Source organism: Cupriavidus yeoncheonensis (genome assembly GCF_905397275.1).
In the GTDB taxonomy this organism is placed as follows: Bacteria; Pseudomonadota; Gammaproteobacteria; order Burkholderiales; family Burkholderiaceae; genus Cupriavidus; species Cupriavidus yeoncheonensis.
Map to the genome: position 1 here is coordinate 102,084 of NZ_CAJPUY010000017.1, position 20,086 is coordinate 122,169.

At 67.1% G+C, this 20,086-nt stretch carries 18 protein-coding genes; 14 read left to right on the forward strand and 4 right to left on the reverse strand.

Going from position 1 to position 20,086, the window contains the following annotated elements; genetic code table 11:
• The first annotated feature begins 1 nt into the window (after window position 1).
• A complete protein-coding gene (locus KHO22_RS22300; RefSeq protein WP_211949346.1) occupies window positions 2-757 on the forward strand; it encodes a 3-hydroxyacyl-CoA dehydrogenase in 756 nt (251 codons plus the stop codon).
• 70 nt (window positions 758-827) lie between these two features.
• On the opposite strand, the gene KHO22_RS22305 is transcribed toward KHO22_RS22300, so the two are convergent.
• Complete coding sequence (locus tag KHO22_RS22305; protein WP_211949347.1) at window positions 828-1,838, reverse strand: Bug family tripartite tricarboxylate transporter substrate binding protein; 1,011 nt, start codon at window positions 1,836-1,838, stop codon at window positions 828-830.
• Window positions 1,839-2,060: 222 nt separating this feature from the next.
• Here KHO22_RS22305 and KHO22_RS22310 point away from each other — a divergent pair, with 222 nt between their 5' ends.
• The 9 genes from KHO22_RS22310 (at window position 2,061) to KHO22_RS22350 (ending at window position 11,599) form a co-directional block, all read left to right on the forward strand.
• Window positions 2,061-2,801, forward strand: a complete 741-nt coding sequence (locus KHO22_RS22310; protein ID WP_211949348.1) for an IclR family transcriptional regulator — start codon at window positions 2,061-2,063, stop codon at window positions 2,799-2,801.
• Window positions 2,802-2,859: 58 nt separating this feature from the next.
• Window positions 2,860-3,609: an SDR family NAD(P)-dependent oxidoreductase gene (locus KHO22_RS22315; RefSeq protein ID WP_211949349.1), complete on the forward strand. Its 750-nt coding sequence runs from the start codon at window positions 2,860-2,862 to the stop codon at window positions 3,607-3,609.
• Window positions 3,602-4,765, forward strand: coding sequence for an acyl-CoA dehydrogenase family protein (locus KHO22_RS22320; protein ID WP_211949350.1), 1,164 nt, complete (start codon window positions 3,602-3,604; stop codon window positions 4,763-4,765). The genes KHO22_RS22315 and KHO22_RS22320 overlap by 8 nt, the downstream gene beginning before the upstream one ends.
• 24 nt (window positions 4,766-4,789) lie before the next feature.
• Complete coding sequence (locus KHO22_RS22325) at window positions 4,790-5,290, forward strand: MaoC family dehydratase (protein ID WP_211949351.1); 501 nt, start codon at window positions 4,790-4,792, stop codon at window positions 5,288-5,290.
• On the forward strand, window positions 5,287-7,452 hold the full coding sequence (locus KHO22_RS22330) for an acetate--CoA ligase family protein (RefSeq protein ID WP_211949352.1): 2,166 nt from the start codon (window positions 5,287-5,289) through the stop codon (window positions 7,450-7,452). Before KHO22_RS22325 ends, KHO22_RS22330 begins: the two co-directional genes overlap by 4 nt.
• A complete protein-coding gene (locus KHO22_RS22335) occupies window positions 7,446-8,216 on the forward strand; it encodes a citryl-CoA lyase (protein ID WP_211949353.1) in 771 nt (256 codons plus the stop codon). The genes KHO22_RS22330 and KHO22_RS22335 overlap by 7 nt, the downstream gene beginning before the upstream one ends.
• Window positions 8,217-8,287: 71 nt before the next feature.
• Window positions 8,288-9,454 carry an acyl-CoA dehydrogenase family protein gene (locus KHO22_RS22340; protein WP_211949354.1) on the forward strand — a complete coding sequence of 389 codons (1,167 nt, stop codon included), beginning with the start codon at window positions 8,288-8,290 and terminating at the stop codon, window positions 9,452-9,454.
• A complete protein-coding gene (locus KHO22_RS22345; RefSeq protein WP_211949355.1) occupies window positions 9,451-10,677 on the forward strand; it encodes a CaiB/BaiF CoA transferase family protein in 1,227 nt (408 codons plus the stop codon). Before KHO22_RS22340 ends, KHO22_RS22345 begins: the two co-directional genes overlap by 4 nt.
• Before the next feature lie 19 nt (window positions 10,678-10,696).
• Window positions 10,697-11,599 (forward strand): LysR family transcriptional regulator, encoded by a 903-nt coding sequence (locus KHO22_RS22350; RefSeq protein WP_211949356.1) that lies wholly within the window; start codon window positions 10,697-10,699, stop codon window positions 11,597-11,599.
• Window positions 11,600-11,727: 128 nt separating this feature from the next.
• Here the strand turns inward: KHO22_RS22350 and KHO22_RS22355 are convergent, their stop codons facing one another.
• The 3 genes from KHO22_RS22355 to KHO22_RS22365 all read right to left on the reverse strand — a co-directional run bounded on the left by KHO22_RS22355 (window position 11,728) and on the right by KHO22_RS22365 (window position 14,267).
• On the reverse strand, window positions 11,728-12,066 hold the full coding sequence (locus KHO22_RS22355; protein WP_211949403.1) for an EF-hand domain-containing protein: 339 nt from the start codon (window positions 12,064-12,066) through the stop codon (window positions 11,728-11,730).
• A 303-nt stretch (window positions 12,067-12,369) separates the two neighbouring features.
• On the reverse strand, window positions 12,370-13,356 hold the full coding sequence (locus KHO22_RS22360; protein WP_211949357.1) for a PAS domain-containing protein: 987 nt from the start codon (window positions 13,354-13,356) through the stop codon (window positions 12,370-12,372).
• On the reverse strand, window positions 13,353-14,267 hold the full coding sequence (locus KHO22_RS22365) for a LysR substrate-binding domain-containing protein (protein ID WP_211949358.1): 915 nt from the start codon (window positions 14,265-14,267) through the stop codon (window positions 13,353-13,355). The genes KHO22_RS22360 and KHO22_RS22365 overlap by 4 nt, the downstream gene beginning before the upstream one ends.
• Window positions 14,268-14,368: 101 nt before the next feature.
• Here KHO22_RS22365 and KHO22_RS22370 point away from each other — a divergent pair, with 101 nt between their 5' ends.
• The 4 genes from KHO22_RS22370 (at window position 14,369) to KHO22_RS22385 (ending at window position 20,069) form a co-directional block, all read left to right on the forward strand.
• Entirely contained in the window at window positions 14,369-15,442 is a 1,074-nt protein-coding gene (locus KHO22_RS22370; RefSeq protein WP_211949359.1) for a tartrate dehydrogenase, read from the forward strand.
• Between the two features lie 267 nt (window positions 15,443-15,709).
• Complete coding sequence (locus KHO22_RS22375) at window positions 15,710-17,305, forward strand: BCCT family transporter (protein WP_211949360.1); 1,596 nt, start codon at window positions 15,710-15,712, stop codon at window positions 17,303-17,305.
• A 147-nt stretch (window positions 17,306-17,452) separates the two neighbouring features.
• Window positions 17,453-18,589: an aromatic ring-hydroxylating oxygenase subunit alpha gene (locus KHO22_RS22380; protein WP_211949361.1), complete on the forward strand. Its 1,137-nt coding sequence runs from the start codon at window positions 17,453-17,455 to the stop codon at window positions 18,587-18,589.
• 31 nt (window positions 18,590-18,620) lie between these two features.
• The gene (locus tag KHO22_RS22385) at window positions 18,621-20,069 is read left to right on the forward strand and encodes an NAD-dependent succinate-semialdehyde dehydrogenase (RefSeq protein WP_211949362.1); all 1,449 of its coding nucleotides are present in this window, start codon (window positions 18,621-18,623) and stop codon (window positions 20,067-20,069) included.
• The last annotated feature ends 17 nt before the right edge of the window (window positions 20,070-20,086 follow it).

Below are 20,086 nucleotides of genomic sequence, written 5' to 3' on the forward strand. Positions count from 1 at the left end.
CATGGACATCCGCGACAACATCTTCCTCATCACGGGCGGCGCCTCGGGCCTCGGTGAAGCCACCGCCCGCCTGCTGGCCGCGGCCGGCGGCACGGTCGTCATTGCCGACATCAACCCCGCCGGCGAGGCGCTGGCCGCCGAACTGGGCGGCCGCTTCGTGCGCTGCGACGTGAGCAGCGAGGCCGACGGCCGCGCCGCCGTGGAGGCGGCCACCGCCCTCGGGCGGCTGGCCGGCCTCGTCAACTGCGCCGGCGTCGCGCCCGCCTGCAAGACCGTCGGCAAGGACGGGCCCCATCCGCTCGATGCCTTCGAGCGCACCGTCCGCATCAACCTCATCGGCACGTTCAACATGGTTCGCCTCGCGGCTGCCGCCATGGTCGGCAACACGCCCGACGCGGGCGGCGAGCGCGGCGTCATCGTCAACACGGCCTCGGTGGCCGCCTTCGAGGGCCAGATCGGGCAGGCGGCGTATGCGGCGTCGAAGGGCGGCGTGGCGGCGATGACCCTGGCCGTCGCCCGCGACCTGGCGCGCGACGGCGTGCGCTGCGTGACCATCGCACCGGGCCTGTTCGAGACGCCGATGCTGCTGGGCCTGCCCGAAACAGTGCGCGATGCGCTCGGCCGGATGGTGCCCTTCCCCTCGCGCCTGGGGCGGCCCGCCGAGTACGCGAAGCTGGTGGAAGCGGTGATCGGGAACAGCATGCTGAACGGCGAGGTCATCCGGCTGGACGGAGCGATCCGGATGCAGCCGAAGTAATCGCGAAGTCATCGTTGAGCTGTGGACTCACCCCTCTCCATGAACGGGAGAGGGGGGCCGCAATCCTCCTTCAATCCACCGTCGCGCCCGAGCGCTCGATCGTCCCCTTCCACCGCACCCGCTCCGACTGCACATAGGCGCCGAACTGCGCGCTGTCGAGCCGCAGCGGCATGCCGCCGATCCGCTCCAGCGCCTGCACGCTGACCGGCTCGTGCAGCATGGCCGCCACGTTCTTCTCCCACAGCTTCACCACCGCAGGCGGCGTACGCGCCGGGAAAAACAGGCCAATCCAGGCCGTGGACTGCGCCGTCGGATAGCCCGCCTCGGCAATCGTCGGGACCTGCGGCAGTTGCGGCAGGCGCGTCGCGCCCATCACGGCCAGCGCCCGCAGCTTGCCGCCCTGCACCTGCGCAAGCGTCGAGGCCGGATAGTCGAATGTCAGGTCCACCTGTCCGCCGAGCAGGTCGGTGATCGCCGGGGCGCTGCCCTTGTAAGGGACGTGGACAAACTTCACGCCGGCTTCCGACTGGAACAGTTCCGCCGCCAGATGCGTCGCCGTGCCATTGCCGGCCGACGCCACCGCCAGCTTGCCGGGATGCCCCTTGGCGTATGCCACCAGTTCCTTCACCGACTGGAACGGCGCCGAACGGTTCACCACCAGCAGGTTGGGCGAAGACATCAGCGCGTGCACCGGCACGAAATCGCGCGCCGGGTCGAAGCGCAGCCCCTTGTACAGGTACTGGTTGGTCGCCATGGTGCCCTGCGTGCCGAGCAGCAGCGTGTAGCCGTCCGGCTCCGCGCGCGCCGCCACTTCCGTCGCCAGGTTGCCACCCGCGCCGGGGCGGTTCTCCACCACCACGCGAATGCCGTAACGCGTGCTCATCTGGTTGGCCACCAGCCGGCCCAACTGGTCGGTGATGCCGCCGGGCGGCCCCGGCACGATCAGCGTGACCGGCTTCGCCGGATAACTGCCGTCGGCGGCCACCGCCTGTGCCAGGCCGCCCAGGCCACCCAGGCCCAGCACGGCCACCGCCCCGCATGCCAGTACCTGCCTGAGGGCCTGGCGCTTCGTTTCCTGCATCTGCGTCTCCTGTCGTTTTTCGAAGTGGTTGCCCCGTCAGGGCATGGTTTGAGCGGACTCGCATGTGTACCTGACGCCGCATGTACCCTGCGAGACCACCCGGCAATCTTTACGATCAATCGAATTCTAGTCCTAAATATCGAAATTGGTTGCGCTGTTTTGCGAAACCTCGTATTGTTTTCCCATATCTCGTACAAACACATCGATTTCCCGGAGCCTGAATTGCCCACGCTGATCCCCGCCGCCAGCCGCACCATGGCCGTGTTCGAAGTCTTCGCCCGGGAGCAGCGCGACCTGTCGAACTCCGACGTGGCGCGGCTGCTTTCGCTCGCGGACAGCAGTTGCTCCGACCTGCTGCACACCCTGCATTCGCTCGGCTACCTGATGCGCACCTCGCGCACCCGCCGCTTCTATCCGACGGGGCGCCTGCTGGAGACCGCGCGCCGTATCGCTCAGAGCGATCCGCTGACCGCGCTGGCGCAGGAAGCCGTCGACCAGCTTGCCGAGCGCACCAACGAAAGCGCCTTCTTCGGCGTGCTGGAGCCGATGGCCGTCAAGGTGGCCGCCGCCGCCGCGAGCCGGCTGCCGCTGCGCTACATCCTCGACGTCGGCGAGCGCGTGGCCTTGCACGCGTCGGCGCTGGGCAAGTCGATGCTTGGCCTGCTGCCCGAGGACGAGGCCCGCGCCCGCCTCGACGCCATCCGTCGCCCCGCCGTCACCCCGCACACCGTGGTCGACGTGGACCGCCTGCTGTATCAGCTCCAGCGCGGCCGCCAGCTTGGCTGGTACGAGGCCCACGACGAAGGCACGCCCGGCGTGACGGCGCTGGCCGTCTCGCTGTGGATGGGCGGACAACCGGTTGGCCTCTCGCTGGCCGGGCCGGTCGACCGCATCGAGAAAAACCGCGAAACCTATCTGTCCGCGCTGCGCGAAGTCAGCGAGGCGCTGCAGGCCGACAACTGACCCACCCCATCTGGCAATCACGCAACACACAACGCAACACGCAACAACTGGAGAAGACATGGATCTTGGATTGAACGATCGCGTGGCGATCATCACCGGCTCGGCGCGCGGCATCGGCGCCGAGACCGCGCGCATGCTGGCGAAGGAAGGCGCCTCCGTAGTGGTGACCGACCTCGACCTCGACGCCGCCACCGACAACGCCCGCACCATCGAGGCCGCCGGCGGCAAGGCCATTGCCGTGGCCTGCGACGTGCGCAAGGAAGAACAGGTCAGGCAACTTGCCGGCGCTGCGCTGGAAGCCTACGGCCGCATCGACGTGCTGGTGAACAACGCCGGGCTGGTCAAGGACCGCACCATCCTCAAGATGGAAGAAGCCGACTGGGACCTCGTGCTCGACGTCACCCTGAAGGGCGCCTTCCACTGCTGCCGCGCCGTGCTGCCCGCCATGCACGAACGCGGCTGGGGCCGCATCATCAACATCAGCTCGCGCGCGCTGTTCGGCAATCCCGGCCAGGCCAACTACTCGACCGCCAAGGCCGGGATCATCGGCCTGACCCGCGCGCTGTCGCTGGAGCAGGCGCGCAAGGGCGTGACGGTCAACGCCATCGCCCCGGGCTATATCGAGACCGAGTACATCAAGAGCCTGCCCAACTACGAGACCATCCTCGCCAACGTGATGGCGAAGAACGCGGTCACCTTCCCGGGCCAGACCAGCGATATCGCCGGCGCCGTGTGCTTCATGGCGTCGGAACACGCCCGCTACATCACGGGTACCACCCTGTTCGTGACCGGAGGCCGCTATGGTTGATCCGATGGTTGACGTTGACGGCCTCGACGGCGGCCAGCAACTGCTGCGCGACAACATCCGCCGCTACCTCAAGGAGAACATCGCACCGCTCATCCCGCAGGCGGAGCGCGACAAGAAGTTCCCGCACGAGGCCATGACCGGCCTGACCGACTTCGGCTACTTCGGCGGCATCCTGCCGGAAGCCGACGGCGGCCTGGGCCTGGACTACCTGACCTGGGCCGTGATGATGGAGGAAGCCGGCTACTGCTGGCTGTCGCTGCGCATCCTGCTCAACGGGCTGAATATCGTCTCCGGCATCATCAACGCCTACGGCACCGAGGAGCAGAAGGAGCGCTTTGTCCGCCCCCTGCTGCGCAACGAGCGCAAGCCGTTCGTGTCGATCTCCGAGCCGGACGTGGGCTCGAACGTGGCCGAGGTGAAGACCCGCGCCGACAAGCGCGGCGACCGCTACGTCCTGAACGGCAGCAAGCTGTGGGTGACCAACGGCATGTTCGCCGACTTCGGCATCGTGGTCGCCCGCACCTACAGCGAGACCTGCAATGGCGAGCTGTCGCTGTTCCTGGTCGAGCGCGACGTGACGAAGTACGACGCCACGCCGGTCGACGTGATGTTCACCCGCAGCACCGGCACGGCCGCCTTCACCTTCGAGAACGCCGAGATCCCGGCCGCCAACCTGATCGGCACCGAAGGCCTGGGCCTGCGCCAGATCCTGATCGGCCTGAACTTCGGCCGCCTGAACGTGGCGATGGGCGCCGTGGGCGCGGCGCAGTGCGCGCTCGATCTCAGCGTCGACTATGCGCTGCAGCGCAAGCAGTTCGGCCGCCAGATCGGCTCGTTCCAGCTCGTGCAGAAGCACATCGTCGACATGACGATGCGCGTGCAGGCCTCGCGCTCGCTCGGCTACCGCGCCGCCCGTTCGATGCAGAACGGCACCTCGCGCACCGAGTGCTCGATCGCCAAGCTGTACGCGACCGAGGCCGCCTTCGAGGTTGCCAACCTCGCCCTGCAGGTGCACGGCGGCATCGGCTACGCCACCGACTACCCCATCGAACGGATCTTCCGCGACACCCGCGGCGGGATGATCCCCGAGGGCACCACCGAAATCCAGACGCTGATCATCGGCCGCGAAATCCTCGGCATCAGCGCACTGACCTGACACAGTAATCCGGAGACACACACGATGACCCAACCCGCCATCCTCGACCAGATCGCCCAGACCACCCTCTACTGGGAAGACCTGACGCCGGGCATGACCTACAGCACCTCGTCGCGCACCATCACCGAGGCCGACGTGGCCGCCTTTGCCGCCCTGACCGGCGACTTCAACAAGGTCCATGTGGACGCCGAGTACGCCAAGGGCACCATCTTCGGCCAGCGCATCGCCCACGGCATGCTGGTCGCCGCGTTCATGGCCGGCCTGACCTCGCGCTCGATCCCGAACCAGTTCTTCGAAGGCTCGCTGTTCAGCGTGCTGGAAAACCGCCTGAAGTTCCCGAAGCCGACCTTCATCGGCGACACCATCCGCGTGGACATCGAGGTGACCGAGCAGAAGCCGACCAGCCGTCCGGACCGCGGCATCGTCAGCTTCCTGCGCAAGGCCGTGAACCAGCGCGGCGAAGTCGTCGCCGAGATGGCCGCCACCTGCCTGTTCAAGCGCCGCACGCAGGGAGAAGCGCAATGACCGCCAGACCAGACGCCAACGGCCTCTGGTTCAGCGACCTCACCCGCCTGGTCGAGCCGCGCTCGATCGTGCTGGTGGGCGCTTCCGAGAAGCCCGACAGCATCGGCGCCCGCACCTTCGAGAACCTGACGGTCTATTCGCAGTTCCAGGGCGACCTGTACCTCGTCAACCCCGGCCGCAAGGAAATCCACGGCCGCCCGTGCTACCCCTCGGTGCGCGACCTTGGCGCCGTGCCCGACCTTGCCATCCTTGCCGTGCGTGCCGACATGGTGCTCGACTCGCTGCGCGAATGCGGCGAGTGCGGCGTGAAGTTCGCGATCGTCTTCACCTCGGGCTTCGGCGAGACCGGTGACGAAGGCCGCGCCGTCGAGGCAGAGATGCGCGCGATCGTCGCCAATACCGGCATGCGCATCTACGGCCCGAATTGTCCCGGCCTGAACAATATGAACGCGCGCCTGGGCATGACGTTCTCGCCCGCCTGGCGCATCGACCACGCCAGGCCGGGCCCCATCGGCGTGGCCACGCAGGGCGGCGGCCTGGGCCGCTCGTTCATCCAGTCGATGGACCGTGGCGTCGGCATCGGCCTGTGGTGCTCGGGCGGCAATGAAGCCGACCTGGAGGTCAGCGACTACATCCACTACATGGCGGATGCGCCCGACATCAAGGTCATCGTCACCACGCTCGAAGGCGTGCGCAACGGCCCGCGCTTCATGGCCGCTGCGCTGCACGCCGCGCGCCGGGGCAAGCCCATCGTGGCGCTGAAGGTCGGCAAGTCGGAAATCGGCGCCAAGGCCGCCGCCTCGCACACCGCCGCCATCGCCGGCGTCGCCGAGATCAACAGTGCGGTGTTCCGCCAGCTCGGCATCATCGAGGTGGACGACATCGACGAGCTGATCGACGTGGCCTCGCTGCTGTCGCGCGCCACGCCGACCGGCAAGGAGCAGCTTGCCGTCTACAGCTTCTCGGGCGGCACGGCGGCGCTGTGCACCGACATGGTCGGCATCGCCGGCCTGACGCTGTCGAAGTTCGCGCCCGAGACGCTTGAGGCCCTGTCCCGTGCCCTGCCCGGCTACGCCGCGTTCGACAACCCGGTGGACGTGACCGCCGAGGTGCTGGTCAACGCCGAGGTCGGCTACGCCGCGCTCAAGGCCACGGCCAGCGACCCGAATACCGATCTCGTGCTGGTGCCCATCCCCGTCGAGTACGGCAAGACCAGCGCCATGCTGGCCGACAGCATGGTTCGCGTGCAGTCAGAGGACAGCACCCCCATCGTGCCGGTCTGGATGAGCGACCGCACCGGCGAAGGCCACCGCAAGATGATCGAGGGCGGCCTGATGCCCATGCGCGCGGTCGGCAACACGGTGCTGGCCGTCAAGCGGTTCATCGAATACGGCAAGTGGCGGGCGCAGTTCAACCCCGACTGGCGTCCGCTGGCCGAGGCCGCCCCGCGCAAGGCCGAGGGCGACAGTACGGCCCTGTCGGAAGCCGGCGGCAAGACGCTGCTGGCAGGCGCCGGCGTGACCGTGCCGGGCGGCGTGGTCGCCACCTCGGCCGACGAGGCAGCGCGGGCCTTCCGCAATGTGGCGGCACAAGGCACCGGCAAGGTGGTCATGAAGATCGTCAGCGCGGCCATCACGCACAAGACCGATATCGGCGGCGTGCGCCTGGGCATCGCGTCCGAAGACGCTGCCCGCGCGGCGTTCGAGGAAATCCACGCCAACGGTTGCAAGGCCGCGCCGGCGGACCGCATCGAGGGCGTGCTGGTCGAGCCGATGCTGCCGTCGCCGTTCGTGGAGGCCGTGGTCGGCATCCACCGCGACGAGGTGTTCGGCCACGTCTGCACCTTCGGGCTCGGCGGCGTCGCCATCGAGCTGTTCAAGGACGTCAGCCGCCGCCTGCTGCCGCTCACGCCGCAATCGGCGCGGGCGATGATCGCCGAGACGCGCTGCCACGAACTGCTGAAGGGCCATCGCGGCCAGGCGGCGTTCGACATCGAGGCCCTGGCGGACACGCTGGTCAAGCTGTCGGACTTCGTGGCCAGGCACGCCGACCGCATCGACGAACTCGAAATCAACCCCCTCGCGGTGCGTCCGCAGGGCCAGGGCGTAGTGGCGCTGGACGCCGTCATCGCCTTCCGTGGCACGGAGCCTTCCCAATGGTAAAGACCGACATCGGCTATACGACGACCGACACCATCATGGTGCGCGGCAAGAACCTGTCCACCGAGATCATCGGCAAGTTCGACTTCGTCGACATGATCTTCTTCACCACGCTCTCGCGCATGCCCACGCCGCGCGAGAAGGTCATGGTCAACGCGCTGCTGGTGACCACCGCCGATCACGGCATCACCCCCAGCTCGCTGTCGGCCCGCCTGACGTACATCGGCGCGCCGGAAGCCCTGCAAGGCGCGGTGGCGACCGGCCTGCTCGGCGCGGGCAGCGTGTTCCTCGGCCCGATGCAGAACGCGGCCGAGATGCTGATCGAAGGCGCAAAGGAACTGCGCGACGATGCGACCGACGCCGAAGTCATGCAGGCCGCGCGCGAGGTGATCCGCCGCCACAAGGAGCGCCGCCAGCAGGTCTTCGGCGTGGGCCATCCCATCCACGTCGACGGCGACCCGCGCGTGCCCGCCCTGCGCGAGCTGTCGCGCGAGAACGGCTACTACAGCCTGCACTGGCGCCTGATGGAAGCCGTCTCGGAAGTGCTGATGACCGAGCACAACCGCAAGCTGCCGATGAACGTCGTCGGGGCCATCGGCGCCATCATCGCCGCGATGGGCCTGGACCCGCTGATCGGGCGCGGCCTGGCGCTGGTGGGCCGTTCGGCCGGCCTGCTGGCCCACGTGCTGGAAGAGAAGAGCCAGCCGATGGCCCGCGAGGCGTGGGAACTCGTCCTGAAGGCCGACCCGCGCAACGTCCTGCCCTGACCCCCTGACCCTGGGCACCGGCCCGGCCGCCGCGCCGGGCCGGCGAGAAGAATTCGCTGAGAGACATCCCGATGCAGAAGCTCACCGCCGAACGGCAAATGATCCAGGAGGCAGCACGCCAGTTCACGATGGAACGCGTGCTGCCGCTCGCCAACAAGCTGGACCCGGAGAAGGGGCAGATTCCCCGCGACCTGATCGACGAAATGGCCGAACTGGGCTATTTCGGCATCCTCATCCCCGAAGAATATGGCGGCCTTGGCCTGGGCGCCTACGAGTACTGCCTCGTCGCCGAGCAGCTTTCGCGCGGCTGGATGAGCGTGGGCAGCCTGATCGCGCGGGGCAACCAGCTGATCGGTGCGCTCAAGGCCCTCACGCCGGAGAAGAAGGCGGAGTACCTGCCCCGCATGGTGCGCGGCGAGTTCCTTGGCGCGTTCTCGCTGTCAGAGCCCAACGCCGGCTCGGACATCGCCAACATTACCTGCCGCGCCGTGCGCGACGGCGACGAGTGGATCATCACCGGCAACAAGTACTGGTGCACCTTCGCCGACGAGGCGGACTTCATCCTCGTGATCTGCCGCACCGATCCCGTGGTCGACCCCAAGGCGCGCCACAAAGGCCTGTCCGCCTTCATCGTCGAGAAGCCGCGCGGCCAGTTGCCCGAGGGCGTGAAGGGCAGCATCATCCCCAAGATCGGCTACCACGGCTGGACCACCTGGGAACTGGCCTTCGACGGCTGCCGCGTGCCGGCGTCGAAGATGGTCGGCGAGGAAGGCAAGGCGTTCTACCTCGCCACCGCCGGGCTGGAGACCGCCCGCGCCCACACCGCCGCGCGGTCCATCGGGCTTGCGCAGGGCGCGCTGGAGGATTCGATCCACTACTCGCGGGACCGTGCCCAGTTCGGTTCGTCCATCGGCAACTTCCAGGCGATCCGCTTCAAGATCGCCGACATGGCGACGCAGATCGAGGCCGCGCGGGCCCTGCTCTATTCGGTGTGCGAGAAGATCGACGACGGCGGCCGGGCCGACACCGAGGCGTCGATGGTCAAGCTGTTCGCCAGCGAGATGTGCGAGCGCGTGGCGAGCGAAGGGCTGCAGATCCATGGCGGCGCGGGCTACACCACGCATTTCGCGGCCGAGCGCTACTGGCGCGACGCACGCCTGACCAAGATCTTCGAGGGCACCTCCGAGATCCAGATGCGCATCATCTCCGACGCCCTGATGGGCAAGGTGGCGGCATGACCCAGGCGGCATCCACCGGCGCCCTCGCCGGCCTGCGCGTGGTCGACCTTACGCAGATGCTGGCCGGCCCGTTCTGCACCCAGGTCCTGGCCGACCACGGCGCCGACGTGATCAAGGTCGAAGCCATGACGGGCGACGGCACGCGCCTGACCGCGCCCTTCTGCGAGGACGACACGCTGCGCGAGTACGGCGGCTATTTCCAGAGCGTCAACCGCAACAAGCGCTCGATTGCCGTCGACCTGAAGACCGCCGAAGGCGTGGCGCTCGTGCGCAAGCTGATCGACGGCGCCGACATCGTGGTCGAGAACTTCCGCGCCGGCGTGATGGAGCGGCTCGGGCTGGGCTGGGAGACGCTGCGGGAAAGCAACCCTCGCCTCGTCTACGGCACCGTGCGCGGCTTCGGCGATCCGCGCTCCGGCGCCAGTCCCTATGCGAACTGGCCGGCCTATGACGTGGTCGCGCAGGCCATGGGCGGCATGATGGGCATCACCGGCCCCGACCGCCACACCCCGATGAAGATCGGCCCCGGCGTGGGCGACACCATCCCGGCGCTGATGCTCTGCATCGGCATCCTGTCGGCCGTGCATCGCGTCCGGGAGACCGGCAAGGGCCAGTTCGTCGACGTGGCAATGACCGACGCCGTGCTGGCCATGTGCGAGCGCATCGTCTACCAGACCTCGTACACCGGCGTGGCGCCCGGCCCGGAAGGCAACCGCCATCCGCTGCTCTGCCCGTTTGGCCTGTTCCGTGCGCGCGACGGCTACGTGTCGATCGCCGTCGCCAACGATCCGCTGTGGGAAAAGCTCGCCGCCGCCATCGGCCGCCCCGAACTGGGCACCGATCCGGCCTTCGCCACCAATGCGGCGCGCGTGGCCAATGTGCAGCAGGTCATCGACCTGCTGGAAGGCTTCACGTCCGTGCGCAGCAAGGAGGAAATCGCCGGCGTGCTGGGCGGCAAGGTGCCGTTCGGGCCGGTCTGCACGGCAGCCGAGATCTTCGCCGATCCGCACTATGCGGTACGGGAGATGCTGGTCGACGTCGAGCAGCCCGGCTCGGCGCAGCGCGTGAAGATCGCCGGCGTGCCGGTCAAGCTGAGCGACACGCCGGGTGCGGTGCGCCGCCGCGCGCCGATGCTCGGCGAGCACACCGACGAGATTCTTCTTGCCGCCGGCTACGGCCGCGCCGATATTGATCATCTGCGCGCGGCGGGCGCCGTTCGCTAACTTTTGCAGGGCAGTAGAGATGGACCTCCGACAGATGCGACAGGCGCTCGTCCTGAGCGAAACCCTGAATTTCCACCGCGCCGCCGAGCGCCTGTGCATGGCCCAGCCGCCGCTGTCCACGGCCATCCGCAAGCTGGAAGAGGAACTCGGCGCCACGCTGTTCGACCGGCTGCCGTCCGGCCTCACGCTGACCCCGGTCGGCGAACTGGTGCTGCGGCAGATGCGCAATACCCTGTTCTTCGCCGACGAGATCCGCCGGGCCGCCAGTGAAGGCGATGCGGGCGAGCGCGGCAAGCTGCGCGTGGGCTTTGTCGGCTCGTCGGTCTACTCGCTGATGCCCCGGCTGATCCGCGCCTTCCGCACCCGGTACCCGCACGTGGAACTGGTGATCGAGGAATCCACGACCGTCGACCTGCTGCACGCCGTGGAGGAACACACCCTCGACGCCGCACTGGTCCGCCATCCGGTACTGGGCAAGACTGCCGCGCAGGTCACCCTGCTCCAGCCCGACCCGCTGGTGCTGGCGGTGAGCGCCGATTCGCCGCTGGCCGGGCGCGAGTCCGTCGCGCTTGCCGAGTTGGGCGACACACCGTTCATCGTCTATTCGCAGGAGCGTGTGCCGACCATGCACGCGCTGATGATGTACGCCTTCCAGGCGGCGGGCATTCGTCCGCCGATTGCCCAGGAAGCGGTGCAGGTGCCCACCATCCTCGCGCTGGTGGAAAGCGGCCTGGGCGTCGCGCTCGTGCCGGCCGCCACCGCCCGGCTGGGCGGCGAAGGCATCCGCCACATCGCGCTGACCGGATTGCCCGAGCGGATGGACTTCGGCATCGCCCTGGCAACGCTGCCCGATCCGAACAACGCCACCACGCGGAACTTCATCGCGCTGGCGCAGGAGGCGACACGGGAGGTAGCGCAATAGCGCCATAGCGCGATAGCTCGGCAGGGGCGGAAGGAAGAGGCGCATCGCCGCTTGCCGGGGAAGCCGCCGAGGGGTCCGAGTCCGACTGATGGCGGCCACTCGATACCCCTCCCCACGCCATCAGGCCATCAGATCGGCTTCTCCAACTGCCTGGCCTGCTTCTCCTTGAAGCGCAGGCCATACCATTGGCCAATCTGCTTCTTCGTCACGTAGCCCTTCTTCTTGCGATCGATTTCATCGAAGTGGGAGTAGACGTCGGGCATGCCCGCTTGCGCCTCGTCGCGCGTCAGCTTGCCGTCGTGATTGGCATCGGCTGCCGCGAACTTCTCCGCATACATCTGCTTGGCCTCTTTCGCGGTCATCGGAGCCGGCGGCGCGCCGGCTGCCGATGCCGGCGCCTGGGCACCGGCCAGGCTGGCGGACAGCAAGCCGAGCAGGGCCACGGCTACAGCGAGCGGATGCTGCATCTTGTTCGTCTTCAAGGTTGTCCTCCTCGTCTTGTTGGAAAGTCCATTCTCGGCTGGCGATCCCGCTGAAGGCAACCGGCGTCACGGGGGGGCGGGGAAAACCATGGCGGGACTTAAGGTTCATCGCCGGTTGAATCCACAGCCATGAAGCGTCGTTGGTCCGCACGATCACTCGGTTGTTCGAACGTCGGCTCCAGCCAAGCTTACGGACTTTCCCTGGCCTCCGATTCGAGTCCACCTCCGAACGAACATGGTGGAGTTCGAACCCCGCTTGCCCCACCAACTTTCCCGTTTTCTCCCCAGTCAGACCGCGCGCATCGCCAGCGCGTAATACGACGCGCCGTCCTCGCTGCGCTCCAGCATCGCGCGGACCGTCACCGCCAGCCCGCTTCCGTCCTCCCGTCGGAGTTCGGCGCCGAACTCCGCCAGCGGCCGGGCGCGCGTCATCCTGCGCAGGCGCGCCCCGGCATCGGCAAAACGTCCGGCAAACCCGCCGCCCAGCAGAGCTCCGACATCGCAGCCGACCATCTCCACCAGTGCCGCGTTGACCGACTCGCAGCGCAAGTCCCCGTCCAGCAATGCCATGCCTTCCGACGTCAACTCGAACACCGCCCGGAACCGCGCCTGCTGGTCGCGCAGCGACTGCTCGGCGAGCTTGCGCGCGGTGTTGTCCATGCTGATGCCGACAATCTTGACGAAGCGCCCGTCCAGTTCACGCACCGGCGTTGCGCGGGACGAAATCCAGCGGATGCTGCCGTCGGGCTGGTACAGGCGGAAGTCGAACTCGTGCGCCTTGCCTGTGCGCAGCGATTCCTCATAGGCGGCGTTCATCATGGGAACGTCATCGGCATGCACATGCTTCCAGAAGCTCTCGTTGCTGACGATGCGCCAGCCGTACACGGCTTCGACGTTGGACGAGTAGGTAACGCCGTCCGTGATCAGGTTCCATTCCCACGTGACGATGCGCGCGCCCTCCTGCGCCAGCTTCATGCGCGCCTCGCTCTCCATGATCTCGGCCGTGTAGCGGCGGCGCATGTCGGTCATGGGGATTGCCACCGCGTTCGATGTTTCCGCCTCTTGCCGCGCTTGTTCGCCGTAGCGCAGCCAGATCCAGTTGACGCCAAGGAACGCCGCCAGCTTGCGGAGCTTCTCGTAGTCGATCTCACCGCCCTTCGTCCATTTGTGGACGGCCGGGCGCGACACGTCGAGCGCGTTCGCAACCGCCTGCAGCGTGAGTTTCTTGTGTTCGAGCAGTTCCTTGAGGCGGAATGCAAAGCTGTTTTCTGTCATGTCCTGGATTCCCCGGTGGCATCCCCGAGATGCCGTATGAAAAACTCGACGCAGGCGCGCAGCCGTGCGGAGCCGGAAAGGCGCGAAGGATACACCGCCCAGATATCCGCGTCCTGGCGGTAGTCTGGCAGTACCTGCACCAGGCGGCCGGCCTTGAGGTCAGCTTCGACGTCCCACATCGAGCGCAGCATGACGCCATGCCCGGCCAGCGCCCAGCCCGTGACAATCTCCCCGTGGTTGGACGACAGGCGCCCGCCGACCTTGACGTTGCGGTCGCCCTCCGGCCCGGTCATGCGCCAGATGCCGAAGGGATGGTCGCGCTCCTTGGTGACGAGGCAGTCGTGCTCCGTCAGCGCGTCGAGCGTCTGCGGCACGCCGCGCGCCGCGAGATACGATGGTGCCGCGCACAGCACCCGCCAGTTGCGCGCCAGCCGGCGGGCGATCAGGTGCGGAGCGATGTCGTTGCCGATGCGGATGTCGAGGTCGATCCCCTCAGCCACGAGGTCGACCAGCTTGTCGAACACGTCGAAGCGGACTTCCAGGCCGGGGTACTGCTCGCACAGCGTCGAGATCAGCGGCGCGACATGTCGCCTGCCGAAGCCCACGCTGCTGCCGATCCGCACCAGCCCGCGCGGCGCGCCGCCGCCAGCGGAGACGTCGTCCATCAACTGGCCGATCTCGTCGAGCATGTGGCGCGCCCAGCGGCACACGCGGTCGCCGTTTTCCGTCAGCGACACCTGGCGCGTGCTCCGGTGCAGCAGTTGCGCGCCCATCGCCTGCTCCAGCGCCTTGACGCGCTTGCTGACATAGGCCGGCGAGCTGCCCAGTTCCTCCGCAGCGGCGACGAAGCTGGCGCGCTGGGCGACCAGGCAGAACACCCGCAGGTCTTCCAGTGGGGGCAGATTGTTCACGATTCGTGTTTCCTGTATCCACGGTTGCGCGGATGATCCGCGCGGGGTTTCCCGGCATCCTCGATCGCGTCCTGACCACCAGATACGAGCGAGACACCGCCATGACCAAACCTTTTCGCATCGCTGCCATCGCCGGCGACGGCATCGGCAACGAAGTCCTCCCAGAAGGGCTGCGCGTCGTCGAAGCCGCCGCGCGCAAGTTCAACCTGCCCATCGAAGTGCGTCACTTCGAATGGGCCAACTGCGACTACTACCTCCGCCACGGCAAGATGATGCCGGACGACTGGAAGGAACAGCTCGACGGCTTCGACGCCATCTACTTCGGCGCCGTGGGCTGGCCCGACAAGGTGCCCGACCACGTCTCGCTGTGGGGCTCGCTGCTCAGGTTCCGCCGCGAGTTCGACCAGTACGTCAACTTGCGCCCGGTGCGCCTGCTGCCTGGCGTGCCCTGCCCGCTGGCCAACAGGAAGCCCGGCGACATCGACTTCTACGTGGTCCGCGAGAACACCGAGGGCGAGTACAGCTCGGTCGGCGGGCGCATGTACGAGGGCACCGAGCGCGAGATCGTGATGCAGCAATCGATCTTCAGCCGCCACGGCACCGACCGTATCCTGAAGTACGCCTTCGAACTGGCACAATCCCGCCCCCGAAAAAAGCTGACCTCGGCCACCAAGTCCAACGGCATTGCCATCAGCATGCCCTGGTGGGACGAGCGCACCGCCGCGGTGGGAGCACAGTATCCCGAGGTCAAATGGGACAGCCAGCACATCGACATCCTCTGCGCCCGCTTCGTGCTCCAGCCCGAGCGCTTCGACGTGGTGGTCGCGTCCAACCTGTTTGGCGACCTCCTCTCCGACCTCGGCCCGGCCTGCACCGGCACCATCGGCCTGGCGGGCTCGGCCAACCTGAATCCGGAACGCCAGTTCCCCTCGCTGTTCGAACCGGTGCACGGCTCGGCGCCGGACATCTTCGGCAAGCAGATCGCCAACCCCATCGGCATGATCTGGTCGGGCGCGATGATGCTGGATTTCCTCGGCGGTGCAGCAGGACGCCAGGCGCATGACGCCATCCTCGCCGCCGTCGAGACCGTGCTGCGGGAAGGCCCGCTGACGCCGGACGCCGGCGGCAAGGCCGGCACGAGCGACGTGGGCAAGGCCATCGCCGACGCCATCTGACGCCAGATGCGCGGGAGGACGTGACGCAGAATTCGCGCGACACGCCCGCCCCGCCTGGCGCGCGGAGGCCCATCCGGCACACACATAATTTTTTTCAGCGCGGAGCTTGTGCATCCCCGGGATTTTGCATAGAGTTTGTGTAAACCAATAGTTACTGTAAACCATGGGTTTACAAAAAGCAAAATAAAAACGCGGACCCAACCGCGCCGGTTAGACAAGTTCCACCACAAAGCACCAATGCGCCAAGACGCATCGGAGGAGATCCACTTGAAAACGTCCACGTCCCGCCGCGACGGATTCCTGACCGTCTGCACGCTCACCGCCGTGCTGGTCACCGTCATCGCCATGGTCCGCTGGCCCGCCGAAGCGGCCGCCACTGCCTCCCAACTCTTCGACTGGTCCACGCGCTCCTTCGGGTCGCTGGTCCAGATCTTCGTCTTCGGCTGTGTCATCGCCTGCCTGGCGCTGGCCTTCAGCAAGTACGGCAACGTGCGCCTGGGCGAAGGCAAGCCCGAGTACTCCACATTGTCGTGGGTCTTCATGTTCATCTGCGCAGGCATGGGGTCGTCGACCATGTACTGGGGTGTGATGGAGTGGGTCTACTACTACCAGTCGCCCGGCCTCAACGTGCCCACCGGCACGCGCGAGGCGCTGGAATACTCCATCAGCTACTCGTTCTTCCACTGGGGCCTGAGCGCCTGGGCGGTGTATGCCCTGCCCTCGCTGGCCATGGCGTACCACTTCCATGTGCGCAAGAACAAGGGGCTGAACCTGGCGTCCATCATCGAGGCCATCACGGGCTTCCGCGCCACCGGACCGGTCGGCCGGCTGGTGGACCTGATCTTCCTGCTGACGATGTTCGGGGCGCTGACCGTCTCGATCGCGCTGACCGCGTCGACCTTCACGCGCGGCCTGTCCGGCCTGTTCGGCGTGCCGGATTCGTTCGTCACGCAGTTGATCGTGATCGTCGGCGTGTCGGTGCTGTTCTCCGCGAGCGCCTATATCGGCATCGACGGCGGCATGCAGCGTCTGAGCCATATGGTCTGCTGGGGCGCGCTGCTGCTGGCCGCCGTCGTGTTCGCCATCGGGCCGACCCTGTTCTCCGGCAACAACATCGTCAATGGCCTGGGCCTGATGCTGCAGAACTACGTCCACATGAGCCTGTTCACCGACCCCACCGGCGACGGCGCCTTCAGCCGCGGCTGGACGGTGTTCTACTGGCTGTGGTGGGTGTCGTACTCGCCGGGCGTGGCGATGTTCGTGGCGCGCGTGTCGAAGGGACGCAAGATCAAGGAAGTCATCTACGCCTTGCTGCTGGGCGGCAGCTTCGGATGCTGGTTCTTCTTCGGCGCGCTGGAAAGCTACAGCATGCACCAGTTCATGTCGGGCGCCATCGACGTGCCGCGCATCCTGAAGGAGCACGGCGGCGAAACTGCGGTGGAAATGCTGCTGAGCGCGCTGCCGGCCGGCAAGGTGTTCCTGGCCGTGTACCTGGCGATCATGATCGTCTTCCTCGCCGCCCACGTCGACGCCGTGGCCTACGCGGTGGCGGCCACCACCACGCGCAACCTGGAAGAAGGACAGGACCCGTCGCCGACCAGCCGCGTGTTCTGGTGCGTGATGCTGACGCTGGTGCCGCTGGCGATGCTGTTCGTCAAGGCGTCGCTGGAGACCATGAAGACCGCAGTGGTGCTGACCGCCATCCCGTTCCTGGTCATTCTTGGCGTCAAGCTGTTCGGACTGTTCCGCTGGCTGCTGCAGGACCACGCCGACACGCCGGCGCACCTGATCGAGACGGCTCGGCCTGAAAGCGAGAACCGCGCCGTGACCACCGACCGCGAGGCCGTCGCCGCCAACGTCTGATGGATTGATGGGCAGGGTGGCGCCTCCGCCGCCCTTCCCTTCCCGACAACTGCCCACACCTTGCCCGCCCCCTCGGGCTTTTTCTTCCGCCTTGTTGTTAAACAATATTTAACGCTTAACTGCAAATTAACCAAAGGAAACCGAATCATGGAGAAGACCCTGGACAACGCCGCCGTCAAGCTGCCCGCCGACTTCTGCGCCGACGACGAGAACGCCTGGACCCTGCCCGCCTCGTATTACACGAAGGAAGCCGTCTTCGAGTACGAGAAGGAAAAGATCTTCGCCAATAGCTGGATCTGCGTGGCCCACCGCAGCGAACTGGCCGAGTCAAACGACTACGTGACCCGCGAAATCATCGGCGAAAGCATCGTCGTACTGCGCGACCGCGAAGGCGTGCTGCGCGCCTTCTACAACGTCTGCCCGCACCGCGGCCACCAACTGCTGCAAGGCAGCGGCCGCGCGAAGAACGTCATCACCTGCCCGTACCACGCCTGGACCTTCAAGCTCGATGGTGAACTGGCGCTTGCACGCAACTGCGACAACGTCCCCAACTTCGACAAGAGCAAGTCCAGCCTGGTCCCGGTCAAGGTCGAGGAATACGCCGGCTTCGTCTTCGTCAACATGAACCCGGACGCCGGCAGCGTCGAGGAACAACTCCCCGGCCTGGAAGCCCGCATGCGCGCGGCCTGCCCGGTGATCGACGAACTCCACCTCGGCGCCCGCTTCGTCACCGAGACGCCGGCCAACTGGAAGTCCATCGTCGACAACTACATGGAGTGCTACCACTGCGGCCCGGCGCACCCCGGCTTCTCGGACTCGGTGCAGGTCGACAAGTACACCCACACGCTGCACGGCAACTGGACGCTGCAGTTCGGCCACGCCAAGTCGTCGGAAAAATCTTTCAAGCTGGACGAGTCGGTAAAGGATCCGAGCTTCAGCGGCTTCTGGGCCTGGCCTTGCACGATGTTCAACGTGCCGCCGGGTGCCAACTTCATGACGGTGATCTACGAGTTCCCGGCCAGCGCCGAAGTCACGCTCCAGCACTACGAGATCTACTTCCTGAACAAGGAACTGACCGAGGACCAGAAGAAGCTGGTCGAGTGGTATCGCGACGTGTTCCGCCCGGAAGACCTGCGCCTCGTCGAAAGCGTGCAGAAGGGCCTGAAGTCACGCGGCTACCGCGGCCAGGGCCGGATCATGGTCGACCGCCAGCGCAGCGGCATCAGCGAGCACGGCATCGTGCATTTCCACCGCAAGGTGGCGAAGGAATACGAGGGCGCCTGAGCCCCGTCCCACCGAAACGGAGACCAGACAAATGCAACTGAAGGACAACGCCCTCTTCCGCCAGCAGGCCCTGATCGGCGCCGAATGGACCGACGCCCCCGACGCCGCCACCGTAGCCGTGTCCGACCCCGCCACGGGCGAGCAGGTCGGCACCGTGCCGCTGATGCGCGAGGCCGGCGCCGTGGCCGCCATCGAGGCCGCCAACGCCGCCCTGCCCGCCTGGAAAGCCCGCACCGCCAAGGAGCGTGCCGCGCTGCTGCGCAAGTGGTTCGACCTCATCATCGAGAACGAGGACGACCTCGCCGCCATCATGACCCGCGAGCAAGGCAAGCCCCTGGCCGAAGCGCGCGGCGAGGTGCGCTACGCCGCCTCGTTCATCGAGTGGTTCGGCGAGGAAGCCAAGCGCCTCTACGGCGACGTGATTCCCTCCCCGGCCGCCGACAAGCGGCTGGTCGTTGTGCGCGAGCCAATCGGCGTCTGCGCGGCCATCACGCCGTGGAACTTCCCGGCAGCGATGATCGCCCGCAAGGCCGCGCCCGCGCTGGCGGCAGGCTGCACGATGGTGGTCAAGCCCGCCAACGAGACGCCGTTCAGCGCGCTGGCGCTGGCCGAGCTGGCGCTGCGCGCCGGCATCCCGGCGGGTGTGCTGAACATCGTCACCGGCGACGCGGCGGCCATCGGCAGCCAGTTCACCGGCCATCCGCTGGTGCGCAAGCTGTCGTTCACCGGCTCCACGCCGGTCGGTCGCCTGCTGATGCAGCAGTGCGCCGGCACGGTCAAGAAGGTATCGCTGGAACTGGGCGGCAACGCGCCGTTCATCGTGTTCGAGGATGCCGATATCGACGCGGCGGTCGAGAGCGCCATCCAGGCCAAGTACCGCAACGCCGGCCAGACCTGCGTCTGCGTCAACCGCCTCTATATCCACGACGCCGTGTACGACCAGTTCGTCGAGCGCTACGTGAAGAAGGTGGCCGGACTGCGCGTGGGCAACGGCTTCACGGCCGGCAGCGAGATCGGCCCGCTGATCACGGAGAAGGCGGTCGCCAAGGTCGGTGAACTGGTGGCGGATGCCGTGAGCAAGGGCGCTCGCATCGCCATTGGCGGCGGCGTGCATGAGGCCGGTGCGCAGTTCTTCGCGCCGACGGTGCTGGCGGATGTCACCCCCGGCATGCGCGTGCTGGACGAGGAAATCTTCGGGCCGGTCTCGCCGATCGTCCGCTTCACCTCGGAAGCCGACGTCGTCCGCATGGCCAACGACACCATCTACGGCCTGGCCGCCTACTTCTTCAGCCGCGACATCGGCCGCGTCTGGCGCGTGGCGGAGCAGCTGGAGTACGGCATCGTCGGCATCAACACGGGCCTGTTCTCGAACGAGGTGGCGCCGTTCGGCGGCGTGAAGCAGTCGGGACTGGGTCGCGAAGGCTCGAAGTACGGCATCGAGGACTACCTCGAGATGAAATACCTCTGCATGGCGCTGTAACGCGCGGCAGCACACCC